Here is a 17,516-nt window from a genome sequence, read left to right on the forward strand (position 1 = left end):
GTGCCGTTCTCCGGAAGCGAGAGCTGCGCGGCAGCCGGCTTACGGGCGGGGGCGGCACCCTGCTTCTCCTTGATGGCGGCGATGAGATCGCCCTTACGCATCCCGGAGGTGTCCGGGATGTTCAGCTCCCCGGCGAGCTGGCGGAGCTCCGCCAGCACCATGCCGGTCAGGCCACCGCGCTTGCGCGGCGCAGGAGCTGATTCGGTGCTGACGAGATCGGTCTCGCTCACTGATGTCCTTCCTGACCAACCCGGGTCTGTCCCTGGTCAGCTGGATTCACACACTCGCCCGGACGGTGTGCCGGACGACATGTCGGTCAACGGGTCGCGGGAAGAGCGGCCGCCCCGACAGGCAAGGGGGGCGATCGGCGCGACGGTCGCGACTGAAGGCCGCCCGAGTCGAAATCAGATCTGATCCAATGGATACGCAGATTCCGGCTCGAGTGGCCACGCGGATGACGCGTGGATCGCCGTTGCGGTGACGAGAGTAGACGTTCACCCCACGGTGCGGCAACAACCCCCCTGTTCGACGCGCCGGACGGCGGTCGACCGAAGGGGCTATCCGACCTCCACCCTCGCTCCGTCCGTGTCGACGGGCAGCGCGACGGCCGTGAAACCGTGCAGGTCCAGGTCGCCGGGCACCGTCCCGTCCGTGGTCAGCGCCAGTACCGAGGGGCCCGCGCCGGAGATGGCGGCCGGGACGCCCCGGGCGCGCAGCGCGTCCACCAGGTCGGCCGACTCCGGGTAGGCCGGTCGCCGGTAGCCCTGGTGCAGGCGGTCCTCGGTGGCGGGTAACAGCAGGTCAGGCCGTTGGGTGAAGGCCAGCACCGCGAGCGCGGAACGGCTGCCGGTGAAGGCCGCGTCCTGGAGGGGTACGTGGTCGGGCAGCAGGCCTCGGGTGGCGCTGGTGGAAGATTCCGTTCCCGCGACGAGCACAACCGGGCGAATCCCCGGGTGTGTCTCGAGTCGTACAGCGTGGAACCGCTCCGAGGTATTCCCCGCGGTCTCCCAGGCCACCACGAAGCCACCGAAGAGGCTGGCCGCCGCGTTGTCGGCGTGGCCCTCCATGCCTGCGGTGACCTGCAGCACGGTGTCGCGTTCCAGCTCCAGGTCACGCCCGGAGAGCACCACGGCGGCCACGGCACCCGCCACGGCGGCGGCGGCGGAGCTGCCGAGCCCGCGCGAATGCGGGATCGCGTTGCGGCAGCGCATCCGGATGCCGGGCGGCGCGTCCCCGACGATGTTCCACGCGGTGCGCATGGCCCGCACCACGAGGTGGGCCTCGTCGCAGGGCACCTGCCCGGCGCCCTCCCCCTCGACCTCCACCTCGACGCCGCCGGTCGTGACCGACACCTCGACGTCGTCGTAGAGCCCGAGCGCGAGGCCGAGCGAGTCGAAACCGGGCCCGAGGTTCGCCGATGATCCCGGCACCCGGATCCGGACCTCGCCGGGACGCCCCATCAGCCCGTCCCGCATGCGGAGCCGGAGGTCGGCAACGTCACGTCGCCGGCATCAGCGGCGGAGATCATCGCAGCTCCAGCGCGTCCGCGACGGCACCCGGGTCGATCGGCACCACCCGGGGGTCGGGCGCCGCGAGCAGCGCGGTGTCCGGGTCCTTCAGCCCGTGACCGGTGACGGTGCACACCACGAGCGAGCCGCGCGGGAGCGAGCCGTCGGCCGCCGACTGGAGCAACCCGGCCACGCTCGCCGCCGATGCCGGCTCCACGAACACCGCTTCCTGCGCGGACAGCAGGCGGTACGCCGCGAGGATCTCGTCGTCGGTGACCGCGGCGAACTGCCCACCGGACTCGTCGCGGGCGGTGACCGCGGCCGCCCAGGAGGCCGGCGCCCCGATCCGGATCGCCGTGGCGATCGTCTCGGGATACCGCACCGGTGCGCCGTGCACGAGCGGGGCGGCGCCCGCTGCCTGGTAGCCGAACATGCGCGGGGCCTCGGTGATCAGGCCGTCGGAGCGGTAGGCGCGGTAGCCGGCCCAGTAGGCCGTGATGTTGCCCGCATTGCCGACGGGCAGGCAGTGCACGTCGGGAGCGCGTCCCAGCTCGTCGCAGATCTCGTAGGCGGCGCTCGCCTGCCCGGCGATCCGGGTGGGGTTGACGGAGTTGACCAGCGCGGCCACCGGGTAGTCGGCCGCGGTCTTGCGGGCGAGCTCGAGGCAGTCGTCGAAGTTGCCGTCGATCTGCAGGATGCGCGCGCCGTGCGCCACGGCCTGGGCGAGCTTGCCGAGCGCGATCTTGCCCTGCGGCACCAGAACGGCGCAGCTCAGACCGGCGCGGGCCGCGTAGGCGGCGGCCGACGCGGACGTGTTGCCGGTGGAGGCGCAGAGCACCCCCTTCTTGCCCTGCGCGAGCGCGTCGGTGACCGCCATCGTCATCCCGCGGTCCTTGAACGAACCCGTCGGGTTGGCGCCGTCGACCTTGAGGAACACCTCGCAGCCCGTGCGCCGCGAGAGGTGCGGCGCGGGGAGCAGCGGCGTGCCGCCCTCCCCGAGCGTGACGATCGTCCAGCCCGGCTCGACGGGCATCCGATCCCGGTAGGCCTCGATCACGCCGGGCCATCGGGTCGCTTTCGTCGCTGCACTCACCCGGCAACACCCTTCCGGCCCAGGTCCTCGACCCGCAGAACACTGTCGACGCCACGCACGACGTCCAGTCCCGCGAGCACTTCCACCGTGGCGGCGAGGGCCGCCTCCGGTGCGGCGTGCGTGACGACGACCAGCCGCGCCGCCTCTCCCCCGTTGCCGCCGCCGGTCTGCCGGACCGCGGCGATGCTCACTCCGCGGTGGGAGAACTCCCCCGCGATCGCCGCGAGCACACCCGCACGATCGTCGACGTCGAGGCTGACGTGGTAGCGCGTCCGCACCGTGCCCATCGACCGCACGGCCAGGCTGGCGTAGGCCGACTCGCGCGGGCCGCGCCCACCGCCCACCCGGTTGCGCGCCACCGCGACGAGATCGCCGAGCACGGCACTCGCCGTGGGCGCACCACCCGCGCCCTGGCCGTAGAACATCATCTGGCCGGCCGCCTCGGCCTCGACGAACACGGCGTTGAACGCGCCGTCGACCGATGCGAGCGGGTGGACCGCCGGGATCATCGCCGGGTACACGCGGGCCGACACCGACTCCGGGACGTCGCCGTCCGGGGGGATCCGTTCGCAGATCGCCACCAGTTTGATCACGCAGTCCATGCCCGCCGCTGCGGCGATGTCGGACGAGGTGACCGAGCGGATCCCCTCGCAGTGCACGTCGGAGGCGGTGACCCGGGTGTGGAACGCGAGCGAGGCGAGGATCGCGGCCTTGGATGCCGCGTCGTAGCCGTCGACGTCGGCGCTCGGGTCGGCCTCCGCGTAGCCGAGCCGGGTGGCCTCCTCGAGCGCCTCGGCGAAGCTCGACCCGGACGCCGTCATCGCGGAGAGGATGAAGTTGGTGGTGCCGTTGACGATGCCGGCCACCCGGGTGATCCGGTCGCCCGCCAGCGACTCGCGCAGCGAGCGCAGCAGCGGGATCGCCCCGGCCACGGCCGCCTCGTAGTAGAGGTCGACGCCGGACGCGTCGGCCGCCTCCGCCAGCGCGGGACCGTCCTCGGCGAGCAGGGCCTTGTTGGCCGTGACCACCGACTTGCCGGCCTTCAGCGCCTCCAGCAGGAGGGTGCGCGCCGGTTCGATACCGCCGATCACCTCGACGACCACGTCGACGTCGTCGCGCGTGACCAGGCCGGCCGCGTCGGTGGTGAGGAGATCCGCCAGGTCGCCGTGCCGGTGGGGACGGCGCACGGCCACCCCGGTCAGCTCGACGGGCGCACCGGCACGCGCCGCGAGCTCGTCGGCGTGGTCACGCAGCAGCCGCACCACCTCACTGCCGACGGTGCCGCATCCCAGCATCGCGACGCGGATAGGTGTCACAGCCATATTCCCGTCATCACGGCCCCGATCATCGCTGCTGGCAGGACGTGGACGAAGCCCGGGTGGGCGGCCTCACGCGGTCACCTCGAGCCGGAACTGGTCCTCGAGCGTCTCCCGGCGCAGCAGGACGCGGGCGACACCGTCGCGGACCGCGACGACGGCGGGGCGCGGCAGCCGGTTGTAGGAGCTTGCCATCGAGTAGCAGTACGCACCCGTGGCGGCCACCGCGAGCAGGTCCCCGGGTGCGATGTCGTCGGGGAGCCAGCAGTCCCGCACGACGATGTCGCCGCTCTCGCAGTGCTTGCCGACCACCCGCGACAGCACGGCGTTGCCGCTGCCGTCGAGCTCAGAGGAGCGGGACACGAGCCGGCAGTCGTAGACCGCGTCGTAGAGGGCGGTGCGGATGTTATCGCTCATGCCGCCGTCGACGCTCACGTAGCGACGCTGCGCGTGCCCGCCGAGCGGCACGTCCTTGAGCGTGCCCACCTCGTAGAGCGTGACGGTGCCGGGACCGGCGATGGCCCGCCCGGGCTCGACGGCGATCTCGGGGACGTCCAGCTCGGCCTCGTGGCACTCGTACTTGACGATCCCGCGCAGCTCCTCGGCCAGCTCGGCCACGTCGAGCGGCCGCTCGGCGGCGCGGTAGGCGATGCCGAAACCCCCGCCGAGGTCGAGCGTGGTGACCGACTCCAGCGCCTCGTCACCGTGCTCCTTGTGCAGCTGCGCGAGGAACCGCACCACCCGGTGGGCGGCCACCCGGAAGCCCTCGGTGTCGAAGATCTGGCTCCCGATGTGGCTGTGCAGCCCGACGAGCCGCAGCCCGCGGGACCCGAGCACGCGCCGGGCCGCCTCCGCCGCGGCGCTCGCCTCTCCCCCCGCGATGGAGAACCCGAACTTCTGGTCCTCGTGTGCGGTGGCGATGAACTCGTGCGTGTGCGCCTCGACGCCCACCGTCACCCGGAGCATCACCGGCACGACGACGTCGCGCTCACGCGCGATGGCGTCCAGGCGCGCGATCTCGTGGAACGAGTCGATCACCACGCGGCCGACCCCGGACTCGACGGCGGCGACGAGCTCGGCGACGGACTTGTTGTTGCCGTGCATCGCGATCCGCTCCGCCGGGAAACCGGCGCGCAGCGCCACGGCGAGCTCTCCTCCGCTGGCCACGTCGAGGCTGAGCCCCTCCTCGGCCACCCAGCGGGCGACCTCGGTGCACAGGAACGCCTTGGCCGCGTAGTGCACGGAACCCGCACCGAAGGCGGCGGCGAACTCCGCGGCACGGGACCGGAAGTCGGCCTCGTCCACGACGAAGAGCGGCGTGCCGTACGTCTCGGCCAGCTCACGCACGTCGATCCCGGCGACCTCGACCGCACCGTCCGCGCCGCGGGTGGCGCCGCGCGGCCACACCAGCGGGGCCAGCTCGTCGAGGCCGGGGGCGTCGACGGGCCGGGGCCCCGCCGTCTCCGGGGGGACCTGGATGCCGGCGTGCAGCGGGCCGGCCGGGTGCGCTCTCATGATCTCGCCTCCGCGGGAACAAGCACGTCGGCGCTCACATCCGCTCCGGCGCAGAAACGCCCAGCATGCCGAGGCCGTTCTCGAACACCTGGCGCGCGGCGACCGACAGCGCGAGCCGGGTGCGGTGCAGGTCGGAGATCTCCTCGTCGCCCATCGGCAGCACGCGACAGGCGTCGTAGAACCTGTGGTACGCGCCCGCCAGCTGCTCCAGGTAGCGGGCCACCCGGTGGGGTTCACGCAGCTCGGCGGCCGACGCGACCACGGCGGGGAACTCGCCGATCGTCCGGATCAGGTCCCCCTCGCGCGGGTGGTCGAGCAACCCGAAGTCGGGCTCGTCGGGCACGGTGACGCCGAGGTCGGCCGCGTTGCGGGCCAAAGACGCGAGCCGCGCGTGGGCGTACTGCACGTAGAAGACGGGGTTGTCGTTGCTGCGCCGCGCGATCAGGTCGAGGTCGACGTCGAGGGTGGAGTCGACCGACGACCGGATCAGCGTGTAGCGCGCCGCGTCGACACCGACGGCGTCCACGAGGTCGTCCATGCTCACGGCGGTGCCCGCCCGCTTGCTCATCTTCACCGGCTGGCCGTTGCGGTACAGGTTGACCATCTGACCGATCAGGACCTCGACCGTGTCGGGGTCGTCGCCGAACGCCGCGGCGGCGGCCCGCAGCCGGGCGATGTAGCCGTGGTGGTCGGCGCCGAGCATGTAGATGCACAGGTCGAAGCCACGCTTGCGCTTGTCCAGGTAGTAGGCCAGGTCGCCGGCGATGTACGCCGGGTTGCCGTCGCTCTTGATGACGGGGCGGTCCTTGTCGTCGCCCTCGTCGGTGGAGCGCAGCCACCAGGCGCCGTCGGCGAAGTAGAGGTTGCCGGAGTCCTTGAGCCGCTGCACCGCCGTCTCGACCGCGCCCGAGTCGTGCAGGGACTTCTCGTGGAACCACACGTCGAAGTCGGTGCCGAAGGCGTGCAGCGAGCGCTTGATCTCGTCGAACATCAGGTTGACGCCGATCCGGCGGAACACCTCGCGCCGCTCGGCGTCGGGCAGGTCGAGCACGCCCGGCTCGGCCGCCGTCACCTGGGTGGCGATCTCACCGATGTAGGCGCCCGCGTAGCCCTTCTCGGGCGTGGGCTCGCCCGTCGCCGCGGCGATCAGCGAGTCGACGAACCGGTCGATCTGGCCACCGGCGTCGTTGAAGTAGTACTCGCGGGTGACCTTGGCGCCGCGCGCGGCGAGCACCCGGCCGAGCGCGTCGCCGACGGCGGCCCAGCGGGTGTGGCCGAGGTGCAGCGGCCCCGTGGGGTTGGCGGAGACGAACTCCAGGTTGACCGCCTTCCCGCCCACGTCGTCGCCGGTGCCGTAGGCGTCGCCCGCGCGGAGCACCTCGCCGACGATCGCGCCCTGCGCGTCGGCGGCGAGCCGCAGGTTGATGAACCCGGGGCCGGCGATCTCCGCGCTCGCGATGCCGTCGCGGGTGGCGAGGGCGTCGGCCAGCCAGCCGGCCAGGTCCCGCGGCGGGACGCCGGCCTTCTTCGCGGTGCGCAGAGCCACGTTGGTGGCGTAGTCGCCGTGCTCGGGGTTGCGCGGGCGCTCGACGCCGACGTCGTCGGGCAGCGCGGCGAGGTCCAGGCCACGGTCCTTGAGCACGTCGGACGCGGTGGCACGGACCAGGTCGGCGAGCACGGCGGGATTCACCCGACCAAGTCTAGGAGGTACTGCTCACTGCCTTTTCACGCCTCACTCCTACACTCGCCTGCGGCAACGGCCGTTCGGGTGACGGCCATGCTGTCTCTCAGCCCCGAGGTCTGGACGGTTCATGGTCAGCGGCAACAAGAGCAAGGCGGCTCGCAGCGGATCACGCAAAGCCGTCGTCAGCCAGAAGTCCACTCCGTGGGGTCTGATCGCGGCCGTCATGGCGGTCGTGCTGTTCGCAGGCGCGGTGTTCGGCTACGCGTTCCTGCGCAACCAGGAGAACTCGGCGAAGGCGGAGGCCCTCGCGCCGTTCACGCCGACGGCGCAGAACCAGGATCCGTCGACGCAGATCCAGGGCGTCGTGAGGCAGGGGTACGCCGGTGGCCAGCACGTCGCCCCGGACGTGCGCATCGCCTACACCCACAGCCCGCCCTTCGGCGGCGCACACGACGGCAGCTGGGCCGCGTGCAACGGCGTCGTCTACCCGCAGGCGGTGCGCAGCGAGAACCTCGTGCACTCGCTCGAGCACGGGGCGGTGTGGATCGCCTACAACCCCGACCAGGTCACGGGGGATGCGCTCGAGACCTTGCAGAGCAAGGTCGAGAACCAGCCCTACACGGTGATGTCGCCGTACCCGGGTCTCGACCAGCCGATCGCCCTGCAGTCGTGGGGCCACCAGCTCAAGCTGGCCGACGCCGCCGACCCGCGGGTCGACCAGTTCATCGCCGCGTTGCGCCTGAACCAGTACACCTACCCGGAGCCGGGCGCGAGCTGCAACGAGATCGGTCCGGGCGGGTTCTCCCAGGACAACCCGCCGCCGTTCGTCCCGGCCCCCGCACCCGGCTCGCCGGGCTCGCAGCCGGAGACGACGCCGGGGTCTGCGGTCACGCCCGACACGGGTTCATGATGGATGGGGTGAGCACGCCGACCGCCCCCTCAGCCGGCGGCGGCGGCCGCCCACCCACGCACACCGACCCAGCACCCGGCGACGCAGCACCCGGCGAGGCGCGCTGGGTGCGGCCGCTGCTCGTCGTCGCCGCGGCGGTGGCCCTGCTCCTGCTCGGTGCGGCAGGCGGGCTCCTCGTCGGCCTGCCCGGCTCGTCCCGCGCCCCCGCCACGCCCGCTGCCGGCTCCGTCGACGTCGGGTTCTCCCAGGACATGACCGTGCACCACCAGCAGGCCGTCGAGATGGCCTCCTGGGAGCGCGACCACACCACCGACCCCGTGCTCGCCCAGCTCGCGTCCGACATCGAGGCCACCCAGAACTCCCAGGTCGGCCGCATGCAGGGCTGGCTCGAGATGTGGGGCGCCGGAGCGCTCCCGGTCGGTGGCCACATGGCCTGGATGTCCACCCCCGACGGCCACGGCCACATGAGCGCCACCATGTCCGGCGGCGGAGTCGCGACCATGCCCGGAATGGCCAGCACCGCCGACCTCGCCGCCCTGCGCGCCGCCACGGGCCCCCAGCTCGACGTGCTCTTCCTGCAGCTGATGCTGCGCCACCACGAGGGAGGCGCCTCGATGCTGCAGTACGGCGCCCAGCACGCCGAGACGCCGCAGGTCCGCAACCTCGCCGCCCAGATTCTGAGCTCGCAGACCACCGAGGCCGGCTACATGCGCCAACTGCTCGCCGAACGCGGTGGGCAGCCCCTGCCGAGCTAGCTCTGGGCGTGCGCTAGGGTTTGCAGCGTTGCAAGGGCCCCCGTAGCTCAGGGGATAGAGCACCGCCCTCCGGAGGCGGTGGCGCAGGTTCGAATCCTGCCGGGGGCACCATCCGCATCACCAACAGAAACGGCCCTTCACCTGTACGAACAGGGTGAGGGGCCGATCTTGTCGGGTCCGGTGGTGTCCAGCCCGCACGGCCGTTGGCGGCCATCTGTGCCCAATACGTGCCCAAGCAGTGCCCGCAGCCCCCTACGAGCCATCGGTGTGCACCGAGCGCCTGCATGACGCGCCGCCGCGCGATGACGTCCTGTCCGTCGATGCACTTGGCGTACACCTTGAGCAGCACGTCAACCGAGTGCCCCGCCCACTGGGCCACCTGCGGGGCCGGTACGCCGCCGTTGAGCCACGTGGAGACACAGGCGTGGCGCAACGCGTAGGGCGTCGCAGCGAGCGGCCCGGCGGCGATCTCAGGGACGAACGCGATCCGTCGAGCAGCCCGCCACGCCCGCATGTAGGTGAGCTTTGGCAACTCCTCCGAGCGCTCGCCGGGGAATAGCCGACCGTCGGGTCCCGTCCCGAACTCGGCGATGTGGCGGTGCAGCAGCTCCGTCAGCTCGGGAGGGACCGGCACGGGCCGGCCCTCCCCTCGCTCACGGTTCTTGAGCTTCCGCCGATCACGCTGCTGACCGCTGTTGGTCCACTCTGCGCCAGCGTGCGGTGTCGCCTCTACCGGGTTGACCACGGACCGACGGTCGATCTCGCCCGATGACTTGGGCGCCTTCCATTTCACCGTCGATACAGGATTGGCGTTGATTCAACGGCGTTCCACGGCGTACTCGGCGATGTTGAACAGCACTCGTCGACGCTTACCGACGACACTTGCCGCGCCTGGTGATCCATCGAGCCGGAGGCTGATCGCGTTGAGTACACGCCGGAGCACTGCCGAATCAGCGATGCACGCCACCGGTGGGCTGTTCCGCTCGACCCAGCGCAACGCGGCGCGGACCTCGGCCGGGGCGTCGCCGTCTCGCCGCACCGTATTGAAGGCCCAGCGGTGCACAGTTGCCGCTGAATGTTGCTGATCTTCGAGGCCAAGGACGGTGGTTGACCTGCACATGTCCCGGCGTGGTTGTTGCTGGTCGCACTCTCGCAGACCTCGAAAGCGTGCGAAGCGCGGGGCTCCGTGCGGCGGGGGCGTTCCCGTATCGTGCCCGCGAGCGCTCGTCGCGCCTAGTTTCGAACCGATTCGCGCTCAGACGCCCACTGCTATCGGGTCGCCCGGATCATTCCTGAACCGTGCGCTGATCTATGGTCTGCCGAATCCGGATCAAGGGCGCGCGGCTGGCTACCCGGCCGCGTTCCCACCGAGAACGCGCCCAGACCCCACGACACCGATCATCAGCGCGAGCGGCGGACCAGCTCAACGAGAAGAACCCGGGCGCTGCCCGGACCCGGCACCGCTACAGAGATCAGGGGGAGGTGCGGCGGGGCAACGGTAGGTACGGGTCAGCGGCTGTAGACCGTGACGTGGCGAAGGCTACGGCCATCGAACGGTTCATCGGACCAACCGCCCCACCTGGCTCGACGCCCTAGGCCGGCGAGGCGGGCCATGAGGTCCAGCTCGCTGGGCCAGATGTAGCGCAGCGCGATCGGTTCGAGCGCGACGCCGTTTTCGCTGAGGCCGACGTGCCACTTGTCCACCCGCTGTGTCGCGCGGTCGTAGCGTCCGACCTCGACGGAGACGCGCTCGGGTCCGATCTGGGCGGCGTCGACGTACTGGTCGACACCGTTGCGATCGTGGCGCAAGCCGTACATCGGGTCAGGGACGACGTTCTCAACCACGAACACTCCGTCGTCGGTGAGGTGTCGCGCAGCGTTGGCGATGCACTGAACCTGCTCATCCTGGGTGAGTAGGTTCATGATCGAGTTGAACACGATGTACACCAGCGGGTACCGATCGGGCATCTCGACGACAGCCATGTCTCCGCATGCCACATTCAGAGCGTCCCCTCCCGGTTTTGCCCTCAGTCGCTCGATCATCGCCGGTGCGAGTTCGATGCCGTCGACGCGCAGACCGGTCGCGGCGAGTGGAAGGGCGATGCGGCCGGTGCCGATCGCGAACTCAAGCGCCGGCCCAGGTCCAGCGAGTTCCGCGAGTCGGGCTACAGCCGCGGTTTCATCGCCCAGCGGCACGTCGTCGTAGACGGCGGCCACCCGTGGGCCGAAGCTGGTCCGGGGATCAAAGGGCATCGATTTGAAGGACACGACGACCATCCGATCGCAGACTGACCTTGCGAGCAATCGGTTTGCGAGCCCGACAGCGGCGGGTCGCGGACTATGAGCGCGGACAGTAAGCACGCGGCTCGCCGCAGGTCAAGGCTCGGTTGACAGTCCACTGTATATCCGCTGCCGCATATCCGCTGCCGCCGAGCGTCGGGAAGTCGCCAGTACGGTCGCCACTAATGTTCGCCGGGCCTGCCCAACGGCGCCCTGCGCCCAATGCACGCCCAAGTCCCGCGTTACCGGCCCCAGCAGTGCCCGAAGAGTCACAGCCTTCGGTGCGGTCAGCGCGAGCTCGCGTCCCGGATCGCTCGGACCACGGCATCCGGCCGGAACCAGGCGATGCCCGAGTGGCCGGCATCGTCGACGCGGCGGACCTCGGCTCGGGGAAGCGCCGCGGCCCTGTCGGTGTACAGCCGGTGCTTTGCCTGGTTGGACTCCGCTGCCGATCTACGTGCATCGGGCGGCACCAGCTCCTCGGCGAACGTGTCGGAACCCATGGCGGACAGGATGATCAGCGGGATGTCGGGATCAGGCCCGGCGCCGCGAACCTCGCCGAACAGGTGCGGCACGTTCATCGGTTCCCGCGTGGACTGCCGATAGCCCTCGCTGCTGAACCCTTGAGCAAGCAACGGTTCGCGGATCTCCGCGGGCCACGCGGCGAGCGCCCGGCCGAAGGTGGCCCGGTACACGGTCCGCATCGCTTCCATCTGCTCGGGCGGGAACAGATCGTCGGGGTTCCAATCCTCCTTGAATCGCTGCGCGTCCTTCTCCGGCAGGTAGTCGACGATCCCCTCGTGAGTGGGGTCGAGCAGCACCAGACCGCAGACCTCGTCGGGGAAACGCTTCGCGTAGAGCCGCGCATACAGGCCGCCGAGGGAATGCCCGACCAGCACGTACGGGCCGGGCACGCCTGCTGCGCACAGCAGCTCGTGCAGGTCATCGGTCACCTGCTCGCCGCTACGTGGGAGGTCCACAACATCGCTCCAGCCCATGCCGAGCCGGTCGTAGATCACGCTCGTGGTGAACTCTGCGACGAGGTTGTGCACGTTCCAGTAGTACAGGCCGAACATGCCCCCACCGGCCAGGAACACCACAGGCGGGCCCCCGGTGCCGGCCTGATGCAGCAGCATCGCTCCGCCCGAGACCTTGTAGCGGATCCCCAGCGGAGGCTCGACCACGCTCGCAGTGTTCTTCACCATGCCCTGGTAGCTCCGTTCGTCGACGCCGGCGCCAGAGCGCGCGTGTCCAGATCTTCCATCCGGCGTCGAAACCAGCTCAGCCGGACCCGCCTCGAGGACAAGCTCCAGTTGTAAGAGCGGCGGATGGCGGTGTTCTCCTCACGGCGCGCCGGAGACAGCGAGGGACCGCCGATATGCGCAAGCTGGCTCGCAAGCGGTCGTCCGCTTGCGACAATCTGTGTCACGCGGGACGATCAAAATGTGGCGTCGATCTACCGTACGCAGGTCGGACGCGAATCCGTCGCCCGATGGTGCTCGGCTGCACTGGACGCTTGGTCGGTGCCACACGGGCGCCACACGGTGATCGCCAATGGCGTTAGCACTCACCTGGTGACGGCTGGCGCTGGTGAGCGGGCCGTGCTCATGGTTCCGGGCACCAATTTCAACGCCGCGACGTACCTTCCGCTGGCGACGGCTCTGGCCGAGCGATTCCGGGTGTACCTACCCGATGTTCCCGGTCAACCGGGTCTCAGTGACGGAAATCGGCCGCCCGCGAGCGGTCGGCTGAGCTGGTACGGGCGGTGGCTCACCGAGGTGCTCGGCCAGCTCGAGGATTCATCGATCACGGTCGTGGGCCACTCTCTCGGGGCGGCCATCGCGTTGGCCAGCGACTCGACGCGTGCCGACCGGCAGGTCCTGGTCTCGCCCGGAGGCCTGACCCGTCTCGCGATCACTCCTAGAGTGTTGACCACATCGATCGTGTGGTCACTGCGTCGGAGACCGATCGACAGCGCCCGGCTCCTGCAGACGATGCACGGGCCCACGCATTCACCACGGCCCGAACTCACCGAGTGGATGACGCTCGTGGCACGCAACGTCCGCAGCAGCGCAGACCCCGGGCGTGTCACCGTCACCCGACGAGATGTGGACCGGATAGCCGTCACGGGCGAACACGACGTGTTCCTGCCCCCAGTACGACTCGCCCCGGCCACACGCCACGCTCTCGGGGTCGAACTCCATGTCATTCCGGCTGCCGGTCACCTCGTTGTCGATGAGTACCCCAGCCAGATCGCCGTGCTCGTCGACCAACACCCGGTGCGAGACCCCAGAATTCCGGATTGAAGCTGCGGGCCGCCAGTTTCGGAAGCAGCAAGGACAGTGGCAAGAGGTACCAGGCGGGCACCGCTCGCGATATCGCGACCAAGTTCGCCGTACAGATCAGCGCCGGGGGCGACGTGCGACTGGTCGGTGATCCAGCCTACGTCGCCCGGGCGTGCGAGGCCAGTCTCAGGCGGCTGCGCACCGACCACATCGACCTGTACTACTGCCACCGGCAGGAACCGTCGGTTCCGATCGAAGAGACGGTCGGCGCGATGGGCGAGCTGGTCACCCAGGGCAAGGTGCGCGCGATCGGGCACTGCGTGCTGCCCGCCGACCAGCTGCGCCGCGCGCACGCGACCTTCCCCCTCTCGGCACTGCAGAGCGAGTACTCGCTGTGGGAACGCTCGGTCGAGGCCGGCGGGGTGGTGGCGACCTGCCGGGAGCTCGGCATCACGCTGGTGCCCTTCAGCCCACTCGGCCGCGCGATGCTGACCGGCCGGATCGAGCGGAATCAGGTCTTCGACACCACCGACTTCCGCTCGACCCTCCCCCGGTTCCAGGGTGAGAACCTGGATCGGAACATCGACCTCGTGGAGGTCCTGCAGAAGTTCAGCGCGGAGAAGGGCGTCACCCCCGGTCAGGTCGCGTTGGCCTGGCTGATCGCCCAGCCGCTCGACGTCGTCCCGATCCCGGGCACGAAGCGTGCGTCGTACCTGCGCGAGAACACGGCGGCAACCCGGGTCGCGTTGAGCGTGGACGAGCGCGCCCAGCTGGGCGCGCTCTTCGACCAGGCACAGGTGCCGGGCGGCCGCTACCCCGAAGCCGGACGCGGCTGAGCCAGCGCCCGCCGCAACGCCGGAGCCGCGGCTGCTCCGGCGTTGCGCACGTGCTCGGCGTAGCGGGCCGCAGCCGGATCGGCGCTCGCGTACGTGATCGACAACGCCGCGACACCGGCGCCGTTCGGGCCACGGAGGGGCACCGCGACGGCGCTGACGCCGGTGCGGGCCTCGTCGGTGTCGAACGCGATCCCGGCCGAGCGGACCCCGGTGAGCTCGGTCAGCAGCGTCGCGGGGTCGGTGACGGTGCGCGAGGTGAACGCGCGCAGCGGCATGGCACGTAGGGTGCTCCCGGCGTCGCGGTCGTGGGCGAGCAGCGCCTTGCCGATGGCGACACCGTGTGCGGCGAACCGGTCCCCCGGGCCGACGCGATCGACCATCCCGGTGCGCTCCAGCGCGCCCAGCACCCGGAAGGTCGTGAACTTGCTCAGCCCCGCGCGGCGGGCCAGCTCACTGACCCCGACCCCCGCCCGCTCCCCGGCCAGCGCAGCGAGCAGGTCGGCAGCCTTGTCGATGACGGCCCGCTCATCGCGCTCGACGGGGCGCCGGGCCGTACTCACGTTCGACCGGCCGGCAGGCAGCTCATGACCCGTGCTTCCGCGATGCCGGCTCCTCGGCGGCCCGATGCGGCGCGCCCAGCCGGGCCATCGCGTCGTAGAGCTGCTGCCTGGTGAGCGGCGGCTCGTCCAACTCGACCTCGTCGCGGTAGCGGAAGGATTCGAGCGTCAACATCAGCTGGCGGCGCCATGCACGCGGGGCGATGCCGGTGGTGGCTTCGATGATCCGGCTGTTCGCCCACGTCACTGCGATGAGATCGCCGATGGTGAGATCCCTCCGGGCGACTCGGGCGTCCTGCGCCCGCCCCAGGATCGTCTCCATCGCCTCACAGACCTGGTCATGCATTGCCTCGGTGCGCTCGCTGGACGGGAATCGCATCGAGACGAAGTCGTTGAACCCGCGGTCACCTGCCTGCATCCCACAGAGCGTCTCGACGTAGGAGCTCAACCCGACCCAGGGATCGTCGGCTCTCAACGCGGCCTCGGCAGCAGCCATGAACGTTCTGAACTTCTCGTCGAAGGCTGCCAGGAGCAGATCGATGCGTTTCGGGAAGTGGCGGTACAAGGTCCCGATCGCGACCCCTGCACTCTTGGCGATGTGCTCCAACGAGGCGTCGACGCCCTGCGCCGCGAACGACAGGCGCGCAGCCTGCAGGATTCGCTCACGGTTGCGCGCTGCGTCGCGGCGCAGGGGCGGGGCATCGGCCGCGCCCTCCCGTGTTCCTCCCACACGTCCAGCGTACAAGGTGAGGGACCCCTCATCACCGAGGCGCAAGTGCGTGCCGGGACGACAGCGCGGACTTCAGGCCGACCTCAGACGACCATGCGGCCACCGCTCACGTCGAGCACCGTGCCGGTGACGAACCGCGCTTCGTCGCCGGCAAGGAACGCGATGGCCGCGGCGATGTCTTCGGGGTCGGCGACGAAGCCCAGCGGGGCCTGCTCCGCCAGGTGCTGCAGCATCTCCCCCAGGCCCGCCTCGGCTCCGGGCGTGCGGGTGGGGCCGGGGCTCACCGAGTTCACCCGCACTCCAGCGGGGCCGAACTCGGCCGCCCAGCTCCTCGTCAGGAGGTCGAGGGCCGCCTTGCTCGCCCCGTAGACCGCCAGGCCCGGGAGCGCGCGCTCGGCCGCCAACGTGGACACGTTGACGATCGCGCCACGGCCACGGGCGGCCATGCCCGGTGCAATGTGGGCGACCAGGTAGAACGGCGCTTTCAGGTTTGTGGCCAGGACCGCGTCGAAAGTCGCTTCCTCCGTCCCGGCCGTAGGCCCGCCGGCCCCGATCCCGGCGTTGTTCACCAGGATGTCGAGTGACCCGCCGGTTTCCTCCGCGATTGCAGTGGCTTGGGCCGCCAGCTCTGCCGCTGACCGGGCGTCCCGCAGATCAGCGCGGACGAAATGGGCGTTCCCGCCCGCAGCGCGGATCTGCTCCACGACTTCCCTACCCCGCTCGGCGTCGCGACCGGAGACGACGACACGTGCGCCGTCATCGGCGAGCTTGAGTGCGGTGGCACGCCCGATCCCACTCGTCGATCCCGTGATGAGTGCCGTCTTCTGTCCCACTTGTTCTCCCTTTGACTGTGTCCGGAAAGCGCCAGGTGACTGAGTCACAGGCGTCGAAGAAAGGTGACGCGGTCGGCGAACGCGTCGCGCGCCACCAGCGCTTCCGGCGCGAACTGATCGAAGCCATGGAAGACGCCCGGCCGAACCGAGAGCTGCACCGGCACCCCGTGCTCCATGAGCCGCGTCGCGTAGGTGACGGCCTCCGCACAGAACAGGTCCAGCTGCCCGACCTCGAGGTACGCACTCGGCAGGTCGTCGAGCGAACGCGCACGGGCAACCGATGCCGAAGCGGGCAGGTCGCCGGACCCGTACATCTCACCGAGGTACGCCTGCCAACCGGTGATGTTGTCGGCAACCGACCATGTCAGGAACGGCTCGACGCGGGGGTCGGCGTGGGCCGTCCGGTCATCGAGCATCGGGTAGATGAGGATCGATCTGCGCGGCCAGCGGGCCGATCTCCCGATCACGGCATGTCAGAGCGGTCGCAGCGGCGAGGCCACCGCCTGCGGAGTCGCCCATGATCGCGACGCGCGCCCCGGGCACCCGTTCTCGCGCGTGCGCGATCGTCCACTCCGCCGCCGCCACACAGTCCTCGACAGCCGCCGGGAACCGCGATTCAGGGGCCAGCCGATAGTCGACAGCGACGACAGCGACCCCGGCCTCCGCCGCATATCGACGACAGACGTGATCGTAGAGATCGATGTTTCCGGCGATCAGACCGCCACCATGGACATAGACGACAAGAACGTTCGGCACGGTCGCCGGCTTGTACAGGCGGAGCGGGACGGCACAGCCGTCCGCGGACGACACCGCGAAGTCGACCGTTTCGACCTCGTCATGGTGCGCCGCGGAGATGGACAACCCTTCGAAAAGGGCATCGATGGTCGTCCGCCGGGCTTTCCAGTCACCTACAGCGGGTGGCGTCGGCGGCACAGCTGAGGCGATCACGCTGACCACGCCGGCCAGTTCGTCGTCGATATCGAGCACTCTGATCCTCCGATGCGGCGTCTCTCGTTGCCTCGGCACGACTCTGGTTTCACGGGCACACAGGAAGGGAAGTCGAGCCATGCCTCATGTTTCGGGACAGTAGCACAACATGAGGCATGCCTCAGGATCGCTGTGGCCGAACCCGCACACGAGGGCCGGGGTAGGAGCGCGGAGGACTTCGCCGGTCAGCGGTCGAACCGCCCTCCGGAGGCGGCGGCGCCGGTCGG

At 70.4% G+C, this 17,516-nt stretch carries 17 protein-coding genes and 1 tRNA gene; 5 read left to right on the forward strand and 13 right to left on the reverse strand.

Annotated elements, in window-relative coordinates; genetic code table 11:
* From HF577_RS20310 to argS, 6 genes are all read right to left on the reverse strand, one after another.
* Positions 1-230, reverse strand: a 230-nt coding sequence (locus tag HF577_RS20310; RefSeq protein ID WP_312859257.1) for a Rho termination factor N-terminal domain-containing protein, incomplete at its 3' end; no start/stop codon positions are given.
* Between the two features lie 327 nt (positions 231-557).
* A complete protein-coding gene (thrB, locus tag HF577_RS20315) occupies positions 558-1,460 on the reverse strand; it encodes a homoserine kinase (RefSeq protein ID WP_169397493.1) in 903 nt (300 codons plus the stop codon).
* Between the two features lie 64 nt (positions 1,461-1,524).
* Positions 1,525-2,601, reverse strand: coding sequence for a threonine synthase (gene thrC / locus HF577_RS20320; protein WP_169397494.1), 1,077 nt, complete (start codon positions 2,599-2,601; stop codon positions 1,525-1,527).
* Complete coding sequence (locus HF577_RS20325; RefSeq protein ID WP_169397495.1) at positions 2,598-3,923, reverse strand: homoserine dehydrogenase; 1,326 nt, start codon at positions 3,921-3,923, stop codon at positions 2,598-2,600. Before HF577_RS20325 ends, thrC begins: the two co-directional genes overlap by 4 nt.
* Before the next feature lie 66 nt (positions 3,924-3,989).
* Positions 3,990-5,432 (reverse strand): diaminopimelate decarboxylase, encoded by a 1,443-nt coding sequence (gene lysA / locus HF577_RS20330; protein WP_169397496.1) that lies wholly within the window; start codon positions 5,430-5,432, stop codon positions 3,990-3,992.
* A 34-nt stretch (positions 5,433-5,466) separates the two neighbouring features.
* A complete protein-coding gene (gene argS / locus HF577_RS20335) occupies positions 5,467-7,122 on the reverse strand; it encodes an arginine--tRNA ligase (RefSeq protein ID WP_169397497.1) in 1,656 nt (551 codons plus the stop codon).
* A gap of 121 nt (positions 7,123-7,243) precedes the next feature.
* Between argS and HF577_RS20340 the strand changes: the two genes are divergently transcribed.
* From HF577_RS20340 to HF577_RS20350, 3 genes are all read left to right on the forward strand, one after another.
* Positions 7,244-8,026: a DUF3105 domain-containing protein gene (locus HF577_RS20340; protein WP_169397498.1), complete on the forward strand. Its 783-nt coding sequence runs from the start codon at positions 7,244-7,246 to the stop codon at positions 8,024-8,026.
* Positions 8,026-8,781, forward strand: coding sequence for a DUF305 domain-containing protein (locus HF577_RS20345; protein ID WP_169397499.1), 756 nt, complete (start codon positions 8,026-8,028; stop codon positions 8,779-8,781). Before HF577_RS20340 ends, HF577_RS20345 begins: the two co-directional genes overlap by 1 nt.
* Positions 8,782-8,817: 36 nt before the next feature.
* A tRNA-Arg gene (locus HF577_RS20350) sits at positions 8,818-8,892 on the forward strand.
* Positions 8,893-10,290: 1,398 nt separating this feature from the next.
* Here the strand turns inward: HF577_RS20350 and HF577_RS20355 are convergent.
* Positions 10,291-11,058, reverse strand: a complete 768-nt coding sequence (locus HF577_RS20355) for a class I SAM-dependent DNA methyltransferase (RefSeq protein WP_211174568.1) — start codon at positions 11,056-11,058, stop codon at positions 10,291-10,293.
* Positions 11,059-11,348: 290 nt separating this feature from the next.
* Positions 11,349-12,266, reverse strand: a complete 918-nt coding sequence (locus HF577_RS20360) for an alpha/beta fold hydrolase (RefSeq protein WP_169397500.1) — start codon at positions 12,264-12,266, stop codon at positions 11,349-11,351.
* Positions 12,267-12,506: 240 nt separating this feature from the next.
* Here HF577_RS20360 and HF577_RS20365 point away from each other — a divergent pair, with 240 nt between their 5' ends.
* Both HF577_RS20365 and HF577_RS20370 read left to right on the forward strand, forming a co-directional pair.
* Positions 12,507-13,367 carry an alpha/beta fold hydrolase gene (locus tag HF577_RS20365; protein WP_312859259.1) on the forward strand — a complete coding sequence of 287 codons (861 nt, stop codon included), beginning with the start codon at positions 12,507-12,509 and terminating at the stop codon, positions 13,365-13,367.
* Positions 13,364-14,182: an aldo/keto reductase gene (locus tag HF577_RS20370; RefSeq protein WP_169397502.1), complete on the forward strand. Its 819-nt coding sequence runs from the start codon at positions 13,364-13,366 to the stop codon at positions 14,180-14,182. The genes HF577_RS20365 and HF577_RS20370 overlap by 4 nt, the downstream gene beginning before the upstream one ends.
* On the opposite strand, the gene HF577_RS20375 is transcribed toward HF577_RS20370, so the two are convergent.
* Genes HF577_RS20375 through HF577_RS20395 form a run of 5 tightly spaced genes read right to left on the reverse strand, consistent with a single transcriptional unit; the run spans position 14,158 to position 17,289 of the window.
* Positions 14,158-14,742, reverse strand: coding sequence for an IclR family transcriptional regulator domain-containing protein (locus HF577_RS20375; RefSeq protein WP_169397503.1), 585 nt, complete (start codon positions 14,740-14,742; stop codon positions 14,158-14,160). The genes HF577_RS20370 and HF577_RS20375 overlap by 25 nt on opposite strands.
* A gap of 22 nt (positions 14,743-14,764) precedes the next feature.
* Positions 14,765-15,514, reverse strand: coding sequence for a TetR/AcrR family transcriptional regulator (locus HF577_RS20380; RefSeq protein WP_211174569.1), 750 nt, complete (start codon positions 15,512-15,514; stop codon positions 14,765-14,767).
* A gap of 38 nt (positions 15,515-15,552) precedes the next feature.
* The gene (locus HF577_RS20385) at positions 15,553-16,302 is read right to left on the reverse strand and encodes an SDR family NAD(P)-dependent oxidoreductase (protein ID WP_169397504.1); all 750 of its coding nucleotides are present in this window, start codon (positions 16,300-16,302) and stop codon (positions 15,553-15,555) included.
* A gap of 44 nt (positions 16,303-16,346) precedes the next feature.
* Entirely contained in the window at positions 16,347-16,718 is a 372-nt protein-coding gene (locus HF577_RS38530; RefSeq protein ID WP_169397505.1) for an alpha/beta hydrolase, read from the reverse strand.
* On the reverse strand, positions 16,708-17,289 hold the full coding sequence (locus HF577_RS20395; RefSeq protein WP_169397506.1) for an alpha/beta hydrolase fold domain-containing protein: 582 nt from the start codon (positions 17,287-17,289) through the stop codon (positions 16,708-16,710). The genes HF577_RS38530 and HF577_RS20395 overlap by 11 nt, the downstream gene beginning before the upstream one ends.
* Positions 17,290-17,516 lie beyond the last annotated feature (227 nt).

It is taken from the genome of Pseudonocardia xinjiangensis, from assembly GCF_012911925.1.
Lineage (GTDB): Bacteria > Actinomycetota > Actinomycetes > Mycobacteriales > Pseudonocardiaceae > Pseudonocardia > Pseudonocardia xinjiangensis.